Source organism: Arthrobacter sp. yr096, from assembly GCF_900108925.1.
Taxonomy (GTDB): Bacteria; Actinomycetota; Actinomycetes; order Actinomycetales; family Micrococcaceae; genus Arthrobacter.
On sequence record NZ_FNYI01000003.1, the window covers coordinates 289402 to 308518 of the forward strand.

General features: G+C 63.8%; 15 protein-coding genes. 11 read left to right on the top strand and 4 right to left on the bottom strand.

What is annotated here, in order from left to right:
• The first annotated feature begins 73 nt into the window (after nucleotides 1-73).
• Nucleotides 74-742, top strand: coding sequence for a TetR/AcrR family transcriptional regulator (locus BMY91_RS09235; protein WP_090821137.1), 669 nt, complete (start codon nucleotides 74-76; stop codon nucleotides 740-742).
• On the opposite strand, the gene BMY91_RS09240 is transcribed toward BMY91_RS09235, so the two are convergent.
• The gene (locus tag BMY91_RS09240; RefSeq protein ID WP_090821140.1) at nucleotides 739-1563 is read right to left on the bottom strand and encodes an IclR family transcriptional regulator; all 825 of its coding nucleotides are present in this window, start codon (nucleotides 1561-1563) and stop codon (nucleotides 739-741) included. The genes BMY91_RS09235 and BMY91_RS09240 overlap by 4 nt on opposite strands.
• Before the next feature lie 236 nt (nucleotides 1564-1799).
• Here BMY91_RS09240 and BMY91_RS09245 point away from each other — a divergent pair, with 236 nt between their 5' ends.
• The 10 genes from BMY91_RS09245 (at nucleotide 1800) to BMY91_RS09290 (ending at nucleotide 14294) form a co-directional block, all read left to right on the top strand.
• Nucleotides 1800-3356: an ABC transporter substrate-binding protein gene (locus BMY91_RS09245; protein WP_090821142.1), complete on the top strand. Its 1557-nt coding sequence runs from the start codon at nucleotides 1800-1802 to the stop codon at nucleotides 3354-3356.
• Nucleotides 3357-3411: 55 nt separating this feature from the next.
• Nucleotides 3412-4365 (top strand): ABC transporter permease, encoded by a 954-nt coding sequence (locus tag BMY91_RS09250; RefSeq protein ID WP_090821144.1) that lies wholly within the window; start codon nucleotides 3412-3414, stop codon nucleotides 4363-4365.
• Nucleotides 4362-6389 (top strand): dipeptide/oligopeptide/nickel ABC transporter permease/ATP-binding protein, encoded by a 2028-nt coding sequence (locus BMY91_RS09255; protein ID WP_090821147.1) that lies wholly within the window; start codon nucleotides 4362-4364, stop codon nucleotides 6387-6389. The genes BMY91_RS09250 and BMY91_RS09255 overlap by 4 nt, the downstream gene beginning before the upstream one ends.
• Nucleotides 6386-7393, top strand: coding sequence for an oligopeptide/dipeptide ABC transporter ATP-binding protein (locus BMY91_RS09260; protein ID WP_090821149.1), 1008 nt, complete (start codon nucleotides 6386-6388; stop codon nucleotides 7391-7393). Before BMY91_RS09255 ends, BMY91_RS09260 begins: the two co-directional genes overlap by 4 nt.
• A 48-nt stretch (nucleotides 7394-7441) precedes the next feature.
• Nucleotides 7442-8452 (top strand): alpha/beta hydrolase, encoded by a 1011-nt coding sequence (locus BMY91_RS09265; RefSeq protein WP_090821151.1) that lies wholly within the window; start codon nucleotides 7442-7444, stop codon nucleotides 8450-8452.
• Nucleotides 8449-9426, top strand: coding sequence for an alpha/beta hydrolase fold domain-containing protein (locus tag BMY91_RS09270; RefSeq protein ID WP_090821153.1), 978 nt, complete (start codon nucleotides 8449-8451; stop codon nucleotides 9424-9426). The genes BMY91_RS09265 and BMY91_RS09270 overlap by 4 nt, the downstream gene beginning before the upstream one ends.
• Before the next feature lie 112 nt (nucleotides 9427-9538).
• Complete coding sequence (locus BMY91_RS09275; RefSeq protein WP_090821155.1) at nucleotides 9539-10390, top strand: alpha/beta hydrolase; 852 nt, start codon at nucleotides 9539-9541, stop codon at nucleotides 10388-10390.
• A gap of 91 nt (nucleotides 10391-10481) precedes the next feature.
• On the top strand, nucleotides 10482-11354 hold the full coding sequence (locus tag BMY91_RS09280) for a fumarylacetoacetate hydrolase family protein (RefSeq protein ID WP_090821157.1): 873 nt from the start codon (nucleotides 10482-10484) through the stop codon (nucleotides 11352-11354).
• Nucleotides 11354-13072 (top strand): FAD-dependent monooxygenase, encoded by a 1719-nt coding sequence (locus BMY91_RS09285; RefSeq protein WP_090821159.1) that lies wholly within the window; start codon nucleotides 11354-11356, stop codon nucleotides 13070-13072. Before BMY91_RS09280 ends, BMY91_RS09285 begins: the two co-directional genes overlap by 1 nt.
• Complete coding sequence (locus tag BMY91_RS09290; RefSeq protein ID WP_090821161.1) at nucleotides 13050-14294, top strand: DUF3500 domain-containing protein; 1245 nt, start codon at nucleotides 13050-13052, stop codon at nucleotides 14292-14294. The genes BMY91_RS09285 and BMY91_RS09290 overlap by 23 nt, the downstream gene beginning before the upstream one ends.
• Before the next feature lie 86 nt (nucleotides 14295-14380).
• On the opposite strand, the gene BMY91_RS09295 is transcribed toward BMY91_RS09290, so the two are convergent.
• From BMY91_RS09295 to BMY91_RS09305, 3 genes are all read right to left on the bottom strand, one after another.
• Entirely contained in the window at nucleotides 14381-15448 is a 1068-nt protein-coding gene (locus tag BMY91_RS09295) for a quercetin 2,3-dioxygenase (protein ID WP_090821163.1), read from the bottom strand.
• 81 nt (nucleotides 15449-15529) lie between these two features.
• A complete protein-coding gene (locus tag BMY91_RS09300; protein ID WP_090821165.1) occupies nucleotides 15530-17809 on the bottom strand; it encodes an alpha-L-rhamnosidase in 2280 nt (759 codons plus the stop codon).
• Between the two features lie 36 nt (nucleotides 17810-17845).
• Nucleotides 17846-19117: a glycoside hydrolase family 1 protein gene (locus tag BMY91_RS09305; RefSeq protein WP_090821167.1), complete on the bottom strand. Its 1272-nt coding sequence runs from the start codon at nucleotides 19115-19117 to the stop codon at nucleotides 17846-17848.

The following is a 19117-nucleotide window of genomic DNA, read 5'->3' on the forward strand; positions in this document are numbered from 1 at the left end:
AAATCAGGCAGCTTGGTGGCCTTTGCCCATGCTAGACCATAAAAACCGTGCTTGCACTGTTTTTAATTTGGATGTGGATGACTACCCTGAGAACGTGCGTACGCGGCGAAGAACTGGAAGCTATGAAGTAGGGCGTGCCAAGCGCGCAGAAATTCTGGATGCGGCAACGCGGCTCTTCGGCACGTCCGGATACCACAGAGTGCCGCTCGCGCAGGTGGCAGCGGACGTGGGGCTCAGCGAGAGTGGCCTGCTGCACCACTTCCGCTCCAAGAAGCACCTGCTGCTGGCGGTGGCGGAGCGCCGGCTGGAGCAAACGGCCACGTGGTGGGGCTCGCGCCCCCCACAGGATGCGGAGGACCCCGTGGAAGTATTCCGGACCATGGTGGACTCCACGCGTGAGTTGGCCAGGGAACCGGGGCTTATTGAGCTGTTCGTTCTGATATCGGCTGAAGCTGCGGACGCCACCACGCCTGCGCACCAGTTGTATGCCTCGTGGTACCAGCGGGCAGTGGACGAGACCGCCCAGCGACTCCGTGACGGCGTCGAACGCGGTTACCTTCAACCCGACACGAACGTGGGAGGCTGTGCCCGCGAAATCATCGCCGTCAGCGACGGACTGCAGCTGCAGTGGGTGCTCTCAGGCGGGAAGCTGGACCTCGTGGAAGCCATCCGCGACTACTCCCGCCGGCTGGCGCGCTCACTCCTGACGCCTGGGTACGCCGGCGCGGCCGACTCCCTTTAGCGCATCCGTACACTTTCGCTGGGCCCCGGGTTGTAACCCAGGTTGCGCGAGACAGCCCTGGCGGTTGCCTGCACGGCAGGGGCCAGCACATTGGGCGGTGTTGCGCCGTCGGGAACCACAATGGACAAGGCGGCCACCACTGTCCCCTCCGCGCCGAAGATGGGCGATGCAACGGAGACCGTCCGCGACGGCGCCGATCGCCGGATCATGGCCAGGCCCGTACGGCGCACATCGGACAAGGTGCGCCTTAGCTGACCTTCCGGCATGGAATCCACGCCGACTTCGACGTCGGGCGGTTGGTTGATGACGGACTCCTGGAAGGCGGCATCTGCGCCGGACAGCAGAACCAGGCCCACCGCCGTCGACCTCAGGGGCGCGCGTCCACCCACGCGGTAGGCCACCTCGGTTGCTTCCTTTGACGACAACCGTTCGATCAACACCGCCTCATTCTTGTCGCGCACTGCCAGCAGGACGTGATGGCGGGTCACGGCAAAAAGATCCTCAAGGTAGGGCAGCGCGATTTCGCGGACTCCATGGCCGCGCGGCGATAGCGAGGCCACCTCCCATAGCCTGACGCCCACCACATAACGGCCATCCTCCAGGCGTTCAAGGGCGCCCCAGGCCACCAGCCGGGCAATCAGCCGCAGGGCTGTGGGGGCGGGTATGTCCGCCAGCCGCGCCATTTCGGACAGGGTCAACGCCCGACGGCGGTCGCTGAAGACGGCAAGCAGGCTTAGGGCGCGGTCAATGACGGGTTCGCCCTGCTTGGGCCGCTTGCCGCGCTGCGGTTTATCGGCGGCCGTCCCGTCTTCTGCCGGCATGTATCTGAATCCTTTCAACCCAGTGAGTGATCTTCACCACAATACTGTTTCAACCAATGAAATTCACATGGGGCTCCATGGCCCCCGCCCACGACTCTTGAAGAAGCCGGTTACCGGAAGCCATCTGACGAGAGGGCGCCGACGGATCGGCCGGAACAGGTCATTGCCGACCACGTTCAGGCCTCCGGTGCCACATCCCGACTCACGATTCCATCACGAATGCGAAGGCGCAGCACATGAATCTCCTCACCTCACCTGCACGTCGGAGCGCGGCCGTCCTGGCCGGCGCGCTCCTTCTGGGATCCCTGACAGCATGCGGCGGTGGGTCATCCGCCACCTCCACCGTGGACAAGAGCACGCTGACCATTGCGACGGATAGCGACAGCGCGTCCTTCGGCTATGACCCCTTGCGTGTCTCGGACGCCCAACGGCAGTTCTTCGAAGGCCTGTATGAAAACCTGATGACCCTCCAGCCAGATGGCAGCGTGGGCCCGGGCCTTGCCAAGGAATTCAGCTACAACGCAGATAACACCGTGCTGACGCTGACCCTCAAAGAAGGTGTCACCTTCACTGACGGCTCCACGCTGGATGCCGCGCTGGTCAAAGCAAACCTTGATCGTCGCAGCGACTCTGCGCTCAGCGCCTACTCCGCCATCGCAAAGGGCGGAGCGCAGGAAATTGCCTCGGTTGACGTCGTGAGCCCCACCCAGGTATCCATCACTTTCGCCAAAGCCCAGCCGGGCTTCGAGAAGAACCTCACCTCCACCTTGGGGATGATCGTTGGCAAGAACGCAGTGACGGACAGCGCCAGCCTGGCCACCACCCCGGACGGCTCGGGGCCTTACACCCTGGACAGCGCAACCACGGTCAAAGGCAACAAGTACGTCCTCACCAAGAACGACAAGAACGCGGACGCTTCCAAGTACCCGTACAGCAAGATCACGTTCAGCGTCATCATGGACCCGCAGGCCCGTGCCAACGCGCTGGTCTCCGGCCAGGCTGACGTTGCCTCGCTGACCTCGCCCACGGTTGACTTCGCCAAATCCAAAGGCGTTGGCGTCTCCCAAATCGGTGGCACCGTCCAGACGATGATCTCGTTCGACAAGATCGGCAAAACAGCGCCGGCGTTTGCCAGTGAGAAGGTCCGTCAGGCATTCCAGTACGCCATCAACCGTCAGGCACTGGTGGATGCCCTCCACAAGGGCGACATCCCGGCATGGAACGCCTTGCCCAAGGATTCGGCAGGCTTTACTGAAGAACTGAACTCCACCTACGCTTACGACCCCGCCAAGGCAAAGAGCCTGCTGGCCGAGGCTGGATACGCCGACGGCTTTGAATTCACCATCATCGCAAGCACCCAGACCCAAACGGACCTGCAGGCAGTCCAGAAGGATCTGGCCGCGGTCGGCATCACCATGAACGTCAAGCTGGCGGCCTCCACCGATGAAGCATTCGCCGCAGTGGCCACCACTCCACTCGGGTACGCCCCGTTGGGCTGGGACAACCCGGTCGGATTGATGTACGGAGCGGTCCTGAGCGGCTTCACCAACGTCCAGAAAGCCACAGATGAGCAGCTGAATGCCGCAACCGCAGAAGCCGCAGCAGCCAAGGACGATGCCGCCAAGAAGGCCGCGTTGACCAAACTCAACACACGTCTGGTGGAGTCCGGCTGGATGATCCCGCTGTATGAGTCCCTCACCAACCAGGGCTACAACACCAAGAAGGTCCAGCAAGTGAAGTTCGCCGGCAGCAACGTGTACCCGCTGCTCTCGTCCTACGCACCCACCAACTGATCCAACCGACAGGCCGGACGCCACTCCCGCAGGGCGTTGGCGTCCGGCCCGACCAATGGAGGTCACCATGGCAATGTTTGTCACCAAACGCCTGCTGATGGCGCTTGCCACAGTGCTGGTGGTGGCGGTGCTGGCATTCCTGCTGGTCCACGCCATGCCCGGCAGTCCGGGTGCCGTCTCTTTGGGCGCCGGCGCTTCGCAGGACGCCATCGATCAGCTGAACCAAAGCCTGGGGTGGAATGACCCGTTGGTGGTCCAGTTCTTCCGCTGGCTTGGCGACGCCATCCAAGGCAACCTTGGGAGCTCGCTCATTGACGGCCGTTCCGTGAGCGCAGACCTCGCCACGAGGCTTCCGGTCACGGCATCCCTGGCAGCCGGAGCCACCATCCTGAGCGCCATCTTCGGCATCATCCTGGGCGTTACCGCAGCTGTCCGCGGGGGGTTCCTCGATCAGTTGATCGGCGGATTCGTGGGACTGCTGGTGGCTCTCCCTGCCTTCTGGATCGGCGTCATCTTTGTCTACCTGTTCGCCGTCCAGTCATCGGTTTTTCCTGCCACCGGATACGTTCCCTTTGACGTTTCCCCGCAGGATTGGGCCATGTCACTGGCCCTCCCGGTGATCACGCTGGCCGTTGGCGGCGCAGCCTTCATAGCCCGGCAGACAAGGGCTTCGATGCTTGAGGCGCTCCAACAAGAACACATCCGGACGCTCCGGGCCACAGCCACACCCACCTGGAAGATTCTCTACGTCCACGCCCTGCGCTATGCGAGCCTGCCGATTGTGGCCGGCATTGCCCTGCAGTTCATCGGCCTGTTCGGAGGCTCTGTCATCGCCGAGCAATTGTTCGCCATGCCGGGCCTCGGCCAGGCCGTCCAGACGTCCGTCAGCACCCACGACGCCCCTGCCGTCCAAGGCGTCGTAGTGATCGCCACCGTGGTGGTGGTTGCCGTGAACCTCGTGCTCGAACTCTCTACCAAATTCCTTGACCCGAAGTTGCGTGCCTCATGATCCCCACACTTCCAGCCACCCCGCGCAAAACTGCCCTGACCAAACTCTCCGGGCATCGCCTCCTCGCGTCCCCGACCGGCCTCGCCGGTACCTTGTGGTTGGCGGTCATGGTCACGGCATCACTGACAGCACCCTGGTGGTTGCCCTTCAAGACCGAAGACCAGGACTTTACTGCCGTCCTGTCCGGCCCTACAGCAGCCCACTGGTTGGGCACGGACGAACTGGGCCGTGACATCCTTAGCCGCATCTTCGCTTCAGCAGCCGAAACCCTGGGGACGTCGTTCATCACGGTGATTGTCGGCGTCGGGCTGGGAACGTTGCTGGCCCTTGCGGCAGCGAACAGCCAGCGCGCCGAGGGCGTCATCAGCCGCGTCACCGAAATCATGATGTCGTTGCCGGGCACGGTGATCATCCTTGCCGTCATCGGTGCAGTGGGGACCAACATCCCGTTGATCATGGCCATCCTTGGCGTGCTGATCTCCGCGGGAATCTACCGCGTGATGCTCGGCCAGGCCAAGTCCCTGCAGAACCAGCTGTATGTGGATGCTGCCACCGTTGACGGACTCAGCCCCCTTGCCATCAGCGTCCGCCACGTGCTGCCGGGCCTGGCCACCACCATCGTGGTGCAGTCCGCCTTGATCTTCGCCGTAGGCCTCCTCATCCAGGCCGGCCTGGCGTTCATCGGCTTTGGACCACCCCTCCCGCAGCCCAGCTGGGGCGGCATGATCCAGAGCGCTTCGCAGCACGTCTATGACGCTCCCTGGCTGATGGTTCCCACGGGGGTGGTCCTGGCTCTGACCGTACTGTCCGCCAATGCCATCGGCAACGCCCTGGGCAAGGCCCCGAACGCTGGGGCTTCGCACCTTCCTTCAGCAGCCATCCGCAGGAAGAGGGCCGGCCAGGCGGCCGCGGCGGCGGCAGCAACTCCAGCCGTCCGGAATCCTCCCGCGGCAGGCAAGCTCAGCGTCCGCGGACTTTCGGTAGGGGTCGACGGCGGAACTCCACTGGTCACGGACGTCTCCTTCGACGTCGAGCCCGGCACGGTCCTGGGGCTGGTAGGCGAGTCTGGCTGCGGCAAGACGATGACGGCTTTGTCCTTGATGGGGCTGCTGCCGTCCGGAGTGGCCGTGACGGACGGGCAGATCCTGTGGAACGGCAAGAACCTTGCCGCGGCCACGGACAGGGACATGGAAGGCATCCGCGGACGTGAGATCGCCCTGATTTCCCAGGAACCCATGAGGGCCCTTGATCCCATGTTCACCGTGGGCTACCAGTTGACCTCCGCGATCCGGCGACTGCAGTCCATGGGCCGGGCGGAGGCGGGAGCCGAGGCACTTGGCTTGCTGGAGAAGGTGGGGATCGTGGATGCCAGGCGCATCCTGAAGAGCTACCCGCACCAGATTTCCGGTGGCATGGCCCAACGTGTTGCCATTGCACTGGCCCTGTCCGGAAAGCCACGCCTGCTGGTGGCCGACGAACCAACTACCGCCCTGGACGTGACGGTCCAGGCCGAGATCCTGTCCCTGCTGAGATCGCTGGTGAAGGACACCGGAATGTCAGTTGTCATGGTGACCCACGACCTCGGCGTTGTGGCAGATATCTGCGATCAGGTTGCCGTCATGTACGCCGGCCAGGTAGTGGAAAATGGCCGCACCGGCAGCATTCTGGACCAGCCGCGCCATCCTTACACCCTTGCCCTCCTCGCGGCGGATCCACACGCCAATTCCGCCCACGATATGCCCCACCGCCTCGCCACCATCAAAGGCCAGGTTCCGCAGCCCAAGGACTGGCCCGCAGGTTGCCGGTTTGCAGCGCGCTGCCAGTTCGCTGGATCTGCGTGTGTGGTACCCGTGCCGCTCCTTCCTTCCGGAACGGAGACGGGACTGGTGCGCTGCGTCAAGGCCGACGAACTTGCCGTGGAAGGAATGGCCTGGGTGGCCACCGATTCCGCTGTCCACCAGCATGTCCCCGCAGAAGTTCCGGCCCGGCATCGACTCGACATCACAGAAAAGGACATGGCATGAGTATCGACACCCCCCTGCGGCCAGAAAGTGCTTCCACCGTCCACCGCATGCCGATGCTTGAGGTGAAGGACCTGGTGGTTCGCTACGGCCACGGAAGGAAAGCAGCCAGCGCACCTCCGGCCGTTGACGGCGTCAGTTTCGCCATCCAACCCGGTGAAACGGTGGGGCTGGTAGGGGAGTCAGGGTCCGGAAAGTCCACCATCGGGAAGGCGATCCTGGGTCTCCAGAGGGTCTCCGGGGGTTCCGTGGCTTTTCAAGGCGAGGACATCACACACGCCAAGTCCGGCAAACGCCGTGCCATCGGCAGTGAGCTCAGGGCCGTCTTCCAGGATCCCAACTCGTCCCTCAACCCCCGCAAGACAATCGGCGCCTCACTGGCAGAACCGCTGCGCATCCGCGGTGTTTCCAGTGGCGTTGCGCGGGCCAAGGCAGAGGACATGCTGGAACGCGTTGGTCTGCCGAGGGAAGCCGTGGACCGTTACCCCAGCCAGTTCTCCGGAGGACAGCGGCAACGCATTTCGGTTGCCCGTGCACTCATCTGTGAACCACAACTGGTGGTGTGTGACGAAGCAGTCAGTGCTTTGGACCTTTCCACGCAGGCGCAAGTACTCAACCTGCTCGCGGACCTGCGGGACGAGCGTGGCTTGAGCTACCTGTTCATTGCGCACGACATCTCAGTTGTCCAGTTCCTGGCGCAGCGCGTGGTGGTGCTCTATCGAGGCCAGGTCATGGAATCGGGGCCGGCAGCAGCGGTCACTGAGTCCCCGAAGCACCCGTTCACCCAGGCCCTGGTGGCGGCATCCCCCGTTCCCAGGCCCGCTGAACAGGCCCAGCGCCGTGCGGTCCGTGAGTCTTTGGGAGTCCGTACGGCCTCTGCCGCGGCAGCCACGGCGGGCGGGTGTCCCTTCCGCCAACGCTGCCCGCTGGCCACTGAGCTCTGCTCTACCGAACGCCCTGCTGTGCGTCGGGTGGGCGAGGCGGACGTCGCCTGCCATTACGCCTGAACCAATCCATCGGCTTTCCTGACCAATATCGCTTCCAGGAGGAAATACATGACACTCGAGACCGCTGAACACCGGGCTCCCACCCCGCCGCCGTTCCCGGCCTTTCACGCGCCCGGGCAAGCCGAGGTGGTGTCCGAAGACTCGATGGTGCATCGGGAGCTCAGTTATGCGATTGCCGTTGGGTTCCGTCGGCTCTCCATGGACATTTGGCTTCCCCGCAGGGCGGCCGATACCCCTGTTCCGGTGGTGGTGTGGATCCACGGCGGTGCTTTCCAATTGGGGGATCGCCGCGAGCTCCCGCCGACGTTCGCGCCGGACTCAGTGTTCCACCTCCTGAACCAAGCGGGCATTGCGTGCGCAACCGTGGACTACCGGCATTCCCTGGAGGCGCCGTTCCCTGCCCAGCTGCACGACATCAAGGCAGCCGTCCGGTACCTCCGGCATCATGCAGAGGTCCTGGGCATCGACCCTGCCAGAATCGGAGCCTGGGGCGAATCGGCGGGCGGACACCTGGCGGCGCTGCTGGGACTCACCGGAGAGCGCGAAGACCTTGAAGGTGGCCTTGGCGTGCAGGGACAGCCCAGTTCCGTGGGCGCAGTGGTTGACTTCTACGGGGTGTCCTCCCTGAACGACATGCCGCCGATGACGGCCGCCAACGACTTCATGGGCCCGGCACTGCTGGCTGCCGTGCCAGAGGGGGTGTCGGTGCACCCGGAAACCATGCTGGTAGGTGGCTCCACGGACCCTCTTGTCCTGGACGCAGCCAGCCCGTCCAACTACGTGACACCGGACGCAGCCAGTTTCCTGCTGGTCCACGGTGACTCCGACGGTTTGGTGCCTTTGGCGCAGAGCGAACTCCTGGCGGACTTGCTCAGGAAGTCGGACGTCAAGCACGAGCTGGTCACCATTGCAGGCGCGGACCACTGCTTCTTTTTTGCCGAGGACCAGCTGGAACGCATCCTGGCGCTCTCCATCGAATACTTCCGGAGCGAATTTGGCCTGGGCGAACCCGCCACATCGGGCCACGCCCCGGAGGCTCCTGATTCCCTCCACACATGAGCCTGGATCCGGAACTGGCAGGGGTCATGGAGCATGTGGCCGGGGCTAAGTCCTTCGCCGATCTCCTCTCTGATCCATCCGGACTCCTCCGCTTGGAAGCCTTCGGCAGTGGCCGGCTTGCCTACTCGCCTCCCAACGTGCCCGTCCACAACGTCAAAGCACCCGGGCCAAACGGTCCAGTGGGTGTGCGTGTTTACGGTGGCGGGGCCAAGGCGGGGTCGGTTTATTCGAGTCCCGGAGTTCCGGGCCTTGTGTGGCTGCACGGCGGCGGATTTGCAGGGGGCAGCCTGGACATGCGGGAGGCCGATCAACTGGCCCGCGAGCTGGTCCACCGCACGGGCGGGATGGTTTTCTCCGTGGACTACCGTTTGGCGCGTAAGGGTGTTCACTTCCCGGTGCCACATCACGACGTCTTGGCCGCCTGGCTGTGGGCCACCGACAACGCAGGGCACTACGGCGTAAATCCCGCAATGCTATGCCTTGGGGGAGCAAGCGCCGGGGCAAACCTGGCAGTGGGGGCTGCCATGTATTTGAACGATATCGGCGAGCCTCTGCCGGCCAGGATGCTCCTGGCATATCCGTTCCTCCACTCCGGGCTGCCTGCCCTGAACTCCTCGGATGCGGCCTTACATGCCCTGCCGCGACTACTGCGCTTCACCGCCGACGATTGCAGGGCAATGGTGGAGAACTACATCGGCGGTCCTGTGGGCACGGCGTCCTCCTACGCTGTGCCCGGGGACGCCGACCCCCGCGGCATGCCACCTACGTCCGTCCTTGCCGCCGAATATGATGACCTGCGTGCATCCGCGGAGCGCTATGTGTTGTGCCTTCGGGAAGCCGGAGTCCCCGTGAACTTCCACATCGAGGCCGGGGCAACGCACGGGTACCTCAACCACTCAGCGGGGATGGCAGTGGTGCAGCGTGGGCTGTCCTTCCTGGCAGAGGAGCTTGAGTCAGCCAAGCGGTTTCAATGATTGGAATCGCCAGTTCAGCTCCGGGGTCACGTCCGACATTCTTGGATGAAGAGGCGGGGACATTGTGGACCCCGGCCCAAGCAACAGACCTAAGCACCAGAGGGAGTCGACGATGACAGATGGCGAAGCGTTGAAAGGCATTGAATTCGCCCGCAGTGGCCATGAAGGTTCGCGCCCCCTGTTATTGGATCTCTACCTGCCGGGCGGGTGGGACCACGCCAGTGACCAACGCCTTCCCGCCGTCGTTCATTTTCATGGTGGCGGTTGGCGCGTGGGTGAGCGTTCCTCTTTGGGCCCGGTCTGCGACAAATTCGGCCTGGATCCGTTTGACGTACTCGCAGAAGCCGGATTCGTGGTGGCTTCTGCCGACTACAGGCTCAGCTCCGAGGCGCATTACCCGGCACAACTTCACGACGCCCAGGCTGCAGTGCAGTGGCTGCGCAACAATGCCGGGGAGTACGGAATAGACCCGGCGCGCATCTACGTATGGGGTGACTCTGCCGGCGGGCACCTGGCCAGCCTGGTTGGACTCACGGCCGTGGACGGAGAAGCTGTAGCAGGCGTCGTAGCCTGGTACCCGCCAACGGACTTGCTCCACATGGGGGAGCAGGCGCTGCCCCATGCGGTGGCCCGTGCCAGCGATCCCGGATCCCGCGAGGAGTTGTTGGTGGGTGCAGTACTGGCGGACAACCCGGACCTTGCCGCCGCTGCAAGCCCCATCAGTTACGTTGGCCCGGACGCCCCGCCCTTCCTGCTGATCCACGGAACGGCCGATCGCTTTGTTCCGGCGGCCCAGTCAGAATCGTTGGCGGGTGAACTGGCCAAGGCGGGTGCCGACGTCGAACTTCTCCTCATCGACGGCGCTGACCACATGTGGTCCACCGCGGACGGTGGTTCGGCAGCTGCTGAGAAGGCCCTCGCTGCCACTGTCTCGTTCTTCCGCACGCAAGCCGCGCTCGCATAACCTTTTCCAGATTTCGGCAAGACCAACCAGGGGTTTCCTTGCCGCGCCCTCCTATCGATTACCGCCTTCGGGCGAAGCTGAAAGGCCCATCATGCAGTACATAGGCATTAACCACGACGACGACACTTGGGTGGCGGCCCTCGGCGGAACCAAAGTTTTCCCGCTGGCGTCCGTCACGGACTTCTGGGCCGATGCAGCCCGTTGGCAGGAGAAGGCCACGGCAATCGTTGCTGACGGTGCAGCTGGAGGCGGTGCAGCCGGCAAGGAGCGGACAGAAGTCACCGAGGTTCCGTTGGTTCCAGCGTCGGCCCGGGTGATCTGCGTGGGCCTCAACTACAAAGCGCACGCAGCTGAAGGAAGTTACAAGGACCAGGAGTTGCCGCCGTACCCCACCTTGTTTGGTCGTTGGACGGCGTCGCTGTCCGTTGGCAACGTGCCTGTGCCCGTGCCCGGTGGCGAAGCCGGGCTGGACTGGGAAGGCGAGGTGGCGGCCTACATCGGCAAACGCGTGGAGTCTGCTGACGAGGCGAGCGCGGAGGATGCCGTGTTCGGCTATTCCACGTTCAACGACCTCACTGCGCGCCGCGCCCAGAAGCTCACGTCCCAGTGGACGCTGGGCAAGAACGGTGATTTCAGCGGACCGCTCGGCCCGCTGGTCAGCCGTGACGAGGTGGGCGATCTCCGCGATGGGCTTCAGGTCCGCACCCGCGTGAACGGTACAGAGGTTCAAAATGGGAATACGCGGGACATGATTTTCTCAGTACCGTCCATCATCTCCCTGATCAGCCAGACGTTCACCCTCCACCCCGGAGACGTGATCGCCTCCGGCACGCCCGAGGGTGTGGGATATGCCCGGACGCCCCCATGGCTCCTTCAGTCAGGTGACACGGTGGAGGTCGAGATCGACAAACTTGGCACCCTGGTCACTCCTGTTGGTGAACCGATTCTTCGAGCGAGGGCGTGATGGGTACGCTTCACACGGCCGGACTCGATGACCTGCCGGGCGAGGTTCCTGTACTGATCTCCGGTGGTGGACCCAGCGGCCTGTTCCTGGCGCTCGACCTCGCCCAGCGGGGGATACGGAGCCTGGTGATCGAGCCGCGTGTTTCCATAGACGCGGACCGTCCCCGCGCCAAGACCACCAATGCCCGCACCATGACCCATCTGCGCCGGATTGGCCTGGCGTCCGCACTGCGGAGTGCAGCGCCGCTCCCAGTGGACTTCGCACAGGACGTCATTTTCTGCTCTTCCCTGACGGGCCGCGAGATCAGGCGATTCCCCAACGCCTTTCAACTGGAAACCGGCAGGTACCAGCCCCAGCCCGAGTGCGGGCAGCAGGTACCGCAGCCTGTGCTGGAGTCCGTGCTCAGGGACGCGGTGGAGGCATCCACGCACGCCACGTTGATGACGGGGCTGCGGGTGAAGTCCTCTTCGAACGTAGCGGGCGGCCAGCAGGTCACCGTGGTTGACGCCGCCGGCCAGTCCCGCACCGTTCGCAGCAGCTTCCTGGCGGGGGCCGACGGCGGTTCGTCTACCGTCCGCCGTGGCCTGGGTATCCGGCTGGAGGGTGGATCTGCAGCGTTATCCAACATCAGCATCCTGTTCCGGTCCACCGAGCTCGCCAGCACCATCACTTTGGATCCTGCTGTGCAGTACTGGGTCCTTGGCCCCGGAACGGCCGGCATGGTGGGGCGGATGAACCTGGATCAGACCTGGTGGGCCATCGTTCAAGGTGTTGACGCCAACGCTGAAGGTCTGGACCCGGTGGCCATGGTTCGGTCTTTAGTAGGTGCGGACATTGACGTTGACGTGATCGCAACAGATCCATGGACGGCCCGCATGCTCCTTGCGCCTTCCTATGGTGAAGACGGGGTGTTCCTGGTGGGCGACGCTGCCCATCAGAATCCGCCCTGGGGTGGGCACGGCTTCAATACGTGCATCGGCGACGCCGCGAATCTGGCGTGGAAGATCGCAGCTGCCCTTGAGGGGTGGGCTGGCCCGGAACTCTTGGCGAGCTATGGCCTTGAGCGGCGCCCCGTCGCCGAACGAACCATCAACGATGCCGCAGCCAACGGCAAGGCACTCGCCTACCACTTTGCCGACCCAGCACTGGAAGCCCAAGGGTCCGACGGCGACGCCGCCAGGGCCAGTGCCAAGGAAGCCCTCGGAGTGAAGCAGAGCGAATTCGACTCATTGGGCCTGGTGCTCGGCTACAGCTACGCCGGGACGCCGTTGGTTGTCCCGGATGGATCTCCAATACCGGTGGAGGATCCCATTCGTTACACTCCATCAGCCAGCCCTGGCGCCGTCCTTCCGCACGCGTGGCTGGACGACTCCACCTCGCTCTACGACGTCCTGGGGCAAGGTTTCACGCTGCTCGTTGATGCGCTATCCGTGGTGGGATCCGCCGTCGAAGATCTTTACGCACCGGTGCTGGCCGCAGCGGCCGAGCGGGGCGTTCCGGTGACCGTGACCGCCGTCGGTCCAGACCGTCGGGGAATCCCGATGTCAGAACACTGGGCCGCCGACGCCGTCCTGGTCCGCCCCGATCAGCACGTGGCATGGCGGGGTTCCTCCGCTGAAGCCGCAGCCGGCGCCCTCAGCGTGGCCGCAGGGTGGGTCCATCACAACGATTCGCACAACACCAAGGAGATTGCACATGCCGACGCCGTCATTTCGTGACTACCTCTTTGCCCCGGAAGACCCGCGCGTAGCAAAACTACGTGGCCTGGACGCGCGCTCCTACGCGGAAGCAGCCAAGGACGACTCTTTTGCCGGACCCATGATCGAGGGGTGGAAAAAGCTCTACCCGAAGCCTTTTGTGGGTGTCACCAGTGACGGAACCATCCGTGAAGGCCTGTATCCGCTGAGCCACGCTTCGCCGGGCGAGGAAGCGCCGACGTCGGACATGGTCACCGCAGCTGAAAAGTTGCTGGCCCTGCTGACCACTGATCAGCGCGAACGCCTCAGCTACGCCGTGGACGCCATCCAATGGCAAAGCTGGGCCAATCCCGAATTCATGCAGCACGACACCGGGCTGCGCCTGGACGAGGTGGATCCCGCCGTGCGGGACGCCATGCTGGCCGTTGTGGAGGCCAGCCTCAGTCCCGAGGGGTATGCGTTGGCGCGAAGCCTCATGCGGATCAACGGCTTCCTGGGTGAACTGGTGGAGTTGCCGCTGCTTATGAACGAGTTCAGCTACAACGTGGCGCTCTTTGGCACCCCCTCAGAGACGGAGCCGTGGGGCTGGCAGCTGTTCGGCCATCACGTCGCCTTGAACTGCCTGGTGGCTGGAAGTCAGCTGGTCATCTCACCGGTCTTCCTGGGGGCGGAGCCGGACGTGATCGACGACGGCCCGCACCGGGGCGTCAAGGTCTTCAAGGAGCGCATCCAGTGGGCCCGTGAGCTCATGGCCGCGCTGCCGGTGGACCTGCGCGCCGATGCCGTGGTCTTTGAACAGATGCAGGACCCCGCCATGCCTGAGGGCCGGCTGCACCCAGGAGACGAACGGCACCTTGCGGGCTGTTTCCAGGACAACCGCGTCATTCCCTACGAGGGCATCCCGGTGACGTCGATGCCCGCCGCGGCCACAGCCCTGCTGGACCGGATGGTGGAAGACTCCATTGCCTACCTCCCGGCCGGCCCACGTGCGGCACGCCTCAGGGAAATCCGGGAACTGTATTCTGAGACGTTCTTCTCATGGATCGGGGGCTGGGAAGGTGACGAGGCGTTCTACTTCCGCGTCCAGAGCCCCGTGGTGATCCTGGAACTGGACCACCACACCGGTGTCTTCCTCGACAACCATCACCCCGCACCGTTCCACATGCACACCGTGGTCCGTACCCCCAACGGCAACGACTACGGCCGGGCGCTGGTCCGGCAGGCCGCATCCCGCGTGGATTGATTTCAGGCCCGGCTATGTAACGCGGTCGGCCACACTGAAGAAGGCCCGGATCCCTGCAGGGGATCCGGGCCTTTCAGCGGTCGAACTTAGATATCAAGCGCAATACGACGCTGCGGAGGAGGACCAACCACGGTCAGGTCCATTTCCGCCTGGGCGCGGCCAAAGCCTTCCATGTCCATGTAGGGCTCGCCACCCTCGGTATAGATGTAGTCCTCAGTGGGCTTGTTGAAGTACTCGAAGAAGCCGTTGAACACCGACGGTGTCAGGAACCCCACCATTTGGGTGTTGTGGGCATCGAACGCAAACGAGTGGACGGTGCCGGCCGGGGCGTGGACAAAGTCGCCCTTGGTCAGCAGCATTTCGCGCCCGTTGGCGTACAGCCACATGCGCCCCTCCGTGCAGAGGAAGTTCTCTGTGTGCTCCGAGTGGAAGTGCAGCGGAATGTACGGTGACTTGGCGCCCTTGGTGTGCACCGCGAAGTAGTTCTCACCCGTATTCTGCGGCCGTGAGAGGTAGGAAAACATGGTCTGGTAGCTGACCAGTCGTTCGCCTTCCCCGGCACTGAGGAAGTAGGGACTAAGCGACGCCGGCAATCCTGCGTTTTGCTGCAGGCTCGGGGCCACACGCTCCACGTCAGGGAACGTGATGCCGAATTCTGCGCCCACCTCAGCGAGCTCCCGGGCGCTGGGCTGATGGCCCGGACGCACCGGAGGAACGTGGGAGTCGATGGGCGTGCCAACGCGCTCGTAGTAAGCCTCCGCCCCGCCGGGAGTCATCCAATTCAGGAAGCGCGTGTAGTGGCTGGCCATGCGGTAAGCATGCGGGGTCCCCGGAGGAATGACCACAGAGTCGCCCGGGGTCAGGATGCGGCTTTCTCCGGGCAACCAGACATGGAGGATGCCGTCAAACACGTACAGCGTTTTGTGTTCGATCGCGTGGGTTACGAAGGGAGATTCAGCTCCCATGCCTCCTGAGATGTAGGCGGCGCTGAAAATTCCGCCCGTGTCGGCAGCCCGGGCGATGACGGTGATCAGCTGTCCATTGAGCTCATACCGGGCACCTTCGCCGGAGGCCATGTAGTAGGGGACGGCTTCGCCCGGCAACGTGTTGGCCAGGGGGAGTGTTTTGTTGATTTCCTCGACGCTGAGGGACATGTGTTCCTTCTTTCCTTCGTCGGCATAAGTACCTTGTACAAGCTTTGCTCATCGACTGAGGGCCGTGGCGGGTGATTTCACTCAATGAAAACTGAGCTCAGCGGGCGAACTCTTTCTGATGTGGTGACCTGGGCCCACCACTTCGTCGTCCGATCCGGGAATCCGGAGAACGGCTTCGCTGCCATCAGGCACTGTGGCTGTGACCTCCACCCGGCCCTCAACCATGTCCCAGCGCACCGAAGCCAATCCCAGCGGTGTTTCCAGTGTGGTTTCTGCCCAGTCGAGTCCGCCACCGGGCTGCGGTGCCATCAGGATGCGGCTGTAACCGGGTTCCAGTGGGGCCAGTCCGCCGATGGTCCGGTGCATCCAGTCCACCACGGCGCCCAGCGCGTAGTGGTTGAAGCTGGTCATTTCACCGGGGTTGATGGTGCCGTCCGGAAGCATGGAATCCCAACGTTCCCAGATGGTGGTGGCTCCCATTGACACGGAATACAGCCAGGACGGGTTTTCGGTCTGGAGCAGCAAGCGGTACGCCGCGTCCAGGTTTCCTGTCTCCGTGAGTGCATCCGTGACGAACGGTGTGCCGGCAAAGCCAGTGGAGATGCGGTAACCCGATTTTTCCACCAGTTCGGCCAGCCGGTGACCGGCAAACTCGCGGTCGGCCTCGTTGAGAATTCCGAAGACGATCGCCAGGGCGTAGACGGTAGTGCAGTCGCTGGTAATCACGCTTTCGGAAACGTAGTGTTCGGTGAACGCTGCCTGCAGCTCGTGTGCCATGGTCCCGAACTCGGCCGATGCCCCCGCATCTCCCAGGACGTCAGCGGCAGCCGCCACCAAGGACGCTGTACGGAACGCACACAGTGTCGCCACCACATGCTTATCGGCCTTAGCCGCCCATGGCTGGTCCGGCGCGGCGTCAGGGTCGAGCCAGTCCCCAAATTGGAATCCCGTATCCCACAGGCCGTTGGGTGAAAGCTTGCTGCGAAGGCGCCGGGCGTGGCCGGTCATTGATTCGAATTGCTCTTCGAGCACCCGCCGATCACCGTAGGCCCGCCACAAAGCCCAGGGAACCCAGACCGCTGCGTCGCTCCACAATGCGGCAGTGTCCGGAGCGCCGAACTCGGCTGGCTGCTCGATGTACTTGAGGACGTTGGGCACCACAAACGGCACCAGGTCCTGGTCATGGCTTTGCTCCAGGGCAAGGTCACGCAGCCAGTCGCGGAGGAAGTCCCGGCTGTCGAACAGGAACGCGGCACTGGGCGCGAACGCCGAAAGGTCACCGGTCCAGCCGAGGCGCTCGTCGCGCTGCGGACAGTCCGTAGGGACGTCCACGAAGTTGCCGCGCATACCCCACACTGCGTTTTCGTGCAGGCGGTTCAGCAACGGGTTTGACGTCTGGAAGGTTCCGATCCGCTTCATGTCCGAACTGATCACGACGGCGGTCAGGCCGCCATGCTCGCGAAGGGCATCGGCGCCGCCGGGCCACCCATCAACCTCGGCGTAGCGGAAGCCGTGGAATGTGAGTGTCGGCTCGAAGGTGTCGCTTCCTCCGGAGAGGGTGAACCGGTCTGTCGCTTCTGCCGAGCGCAGCGGGCGGGTACCCAGCTCGTTCTCTTCCAGCACTTCGGCGTGGCGGACCGTTACTACCTGACCGGATGTCCCGGTCAGCGTGGCCCGTACCCAGCCCACCAGGTTCTGGCCGAAGTCCACCAAAACCTTTCCTGCCGGCGACGTCCATACCTTCACTGGTTGCAGTTCCATCTGGCGGCGGACGGGAGGTCCGATGTAAGGCTCAAGGCGGCTGAGGTCGTCGTCGAGCACTCTGGCGGCAGACCATTCGGAGGAGGCGAAGCCGGGGGACAGCCACGCGTCGTCGAAACGCCGGGCATCAATGGACTGGCCATCATAGAGATCGTTGGCGGTGGTGGCCGACGGGCCGGCCGTCCACGAGGCATCCGTTCCGACGACTTGCTCATGACCATCCGCGAAACGGATCCGGAGTTCAGCGAACCCGCCGAGTTCCTCACCGTAGTACTTGGAACCCCCCGACCACGCCAGCCGCCCCCGGTACCAGCCGTTTCCGAGCGCAAGCCCAACCACCGTCGTCGTACTGACCAGTTCGGTGACGTCGAGTTCGCTGTACCGGACACGCCATTCATAGCTGGACCAGCCCGGAGTAAGGAGGTCCTCGGACGTCCGCTGACCGTTGACCCAAGCCTCCACCACCCCCAGCGCGGACAGGAAGAGGGTGGCGGACTCCACGTCGCCGTGGCCTTCGTCCAGCTGGAACTCGCCGCGGAGCAGTGGTGCGCCGTCGAAGTCCTTGTCCGAAGCGATCATGCGGGCGTGCCAAGTGGTCATGTGTGATCTCCAGTATCGGTAGTGGGGGAGTCCGGGTCAGGCAGGTTGGTTGACGAGGTCCAGTGCCGCGCCGTTGACCTGCGCTACGCCTCCCAGCCAGTATGCGCTGGGTTTGGGAGTGCGTTCCTGGGTCTGACGGTCCACGGCGATCAGTCCGAACTTGGGGACGTAGCCGAACACCCACTCAAAGTTGTCGAAGGCTGTCCAGGCGATATAGCCGCGGACGTCAAGTCCGTCAGCCAGGCAGGAAGCCACGCCGGTCACTGCGGTGCGAAGGTAGTCCAGGCGCTGGGTGTCATCCTCGGTGGCGAGGCCATTCTCGGTGACGATGACCGGGATCTGCGCAATACGCGCAGCCTCGCGGATGGTCGCTTCCAGTCCCTCAGGGTAGATTTCCTCTCCCATTTGGTTGGTGGGAACGCCATCTTCAGCGTGGACAAGTCCATCTGCGCCGAACACCGTCCGGCCGTACGTCTGGATTCCCACAAAGTCGTCTCCCCGGGAGGCTTCAAGGAAGCGCTCGTTAACCTCGCGGCGAATGCGGTCTGCGTTGGCTTCTCCGCCGGAGGCGGCATGAATGTCCGTGTTGGCCAGGGTCCAGCCGACCATCAGGTCCGGATAGCGGGCCTTGATGGCATCGCGCCCGGCCTGGTGCGCTGCGAGCTTCACATCGAAGCCCGCCTTGGAGACGGTGAACTGGAACGGGGCCACCCGGGCCGCCTCAATGTTGAGGCGCTCTGCGGCCGCCGCCCAGATGGGCACCTCGCCGCGGCTTTCGGCAGGTCCGCCGCCGATGCCGATTTCCTTGAGCAGCCACGGAAGGTTGGGCTCATTGAGCGTGCACGCGACGCCGATGAGGTCGCCAAGGTGTTCAGTGGCGTGATCGCAGAAACGGGCGAAACGTTCAGGGGTCGCTGAATCTTCCCAGCCACCGGCGGCCAGCAGCCACAGCGGGGAGGTGAAGTGGTGGAAGGTGACCACCGGTGTTAATCCGTGCTCGTGGCAAGTTTCCAGGACGCGGCGGTAATGGTTGAGTGCTGCCGTCGAGAACTGACCTTCAACCGGCTCAATCCGTGCCCACTCCAAGGAGAAGCGGTACGTGGTAAACCCCAGGCTGGCGATGAGCGCGATGTCCTCGCGATACCGGTGATAGTGGTCAATGGCGTCACCGGAGGGTTCGGCGAAGATGGTGCCGGGCAGCTGCTCCAGCAGCCAGGTGTCGCTGTTGACGTTGTTCCCTTCCACTTGGTGTGCGGCGGTTGCGACTCCCCAGAGGAAGTCGTCGGGGAAGGACTGGGAGGTGGTCAT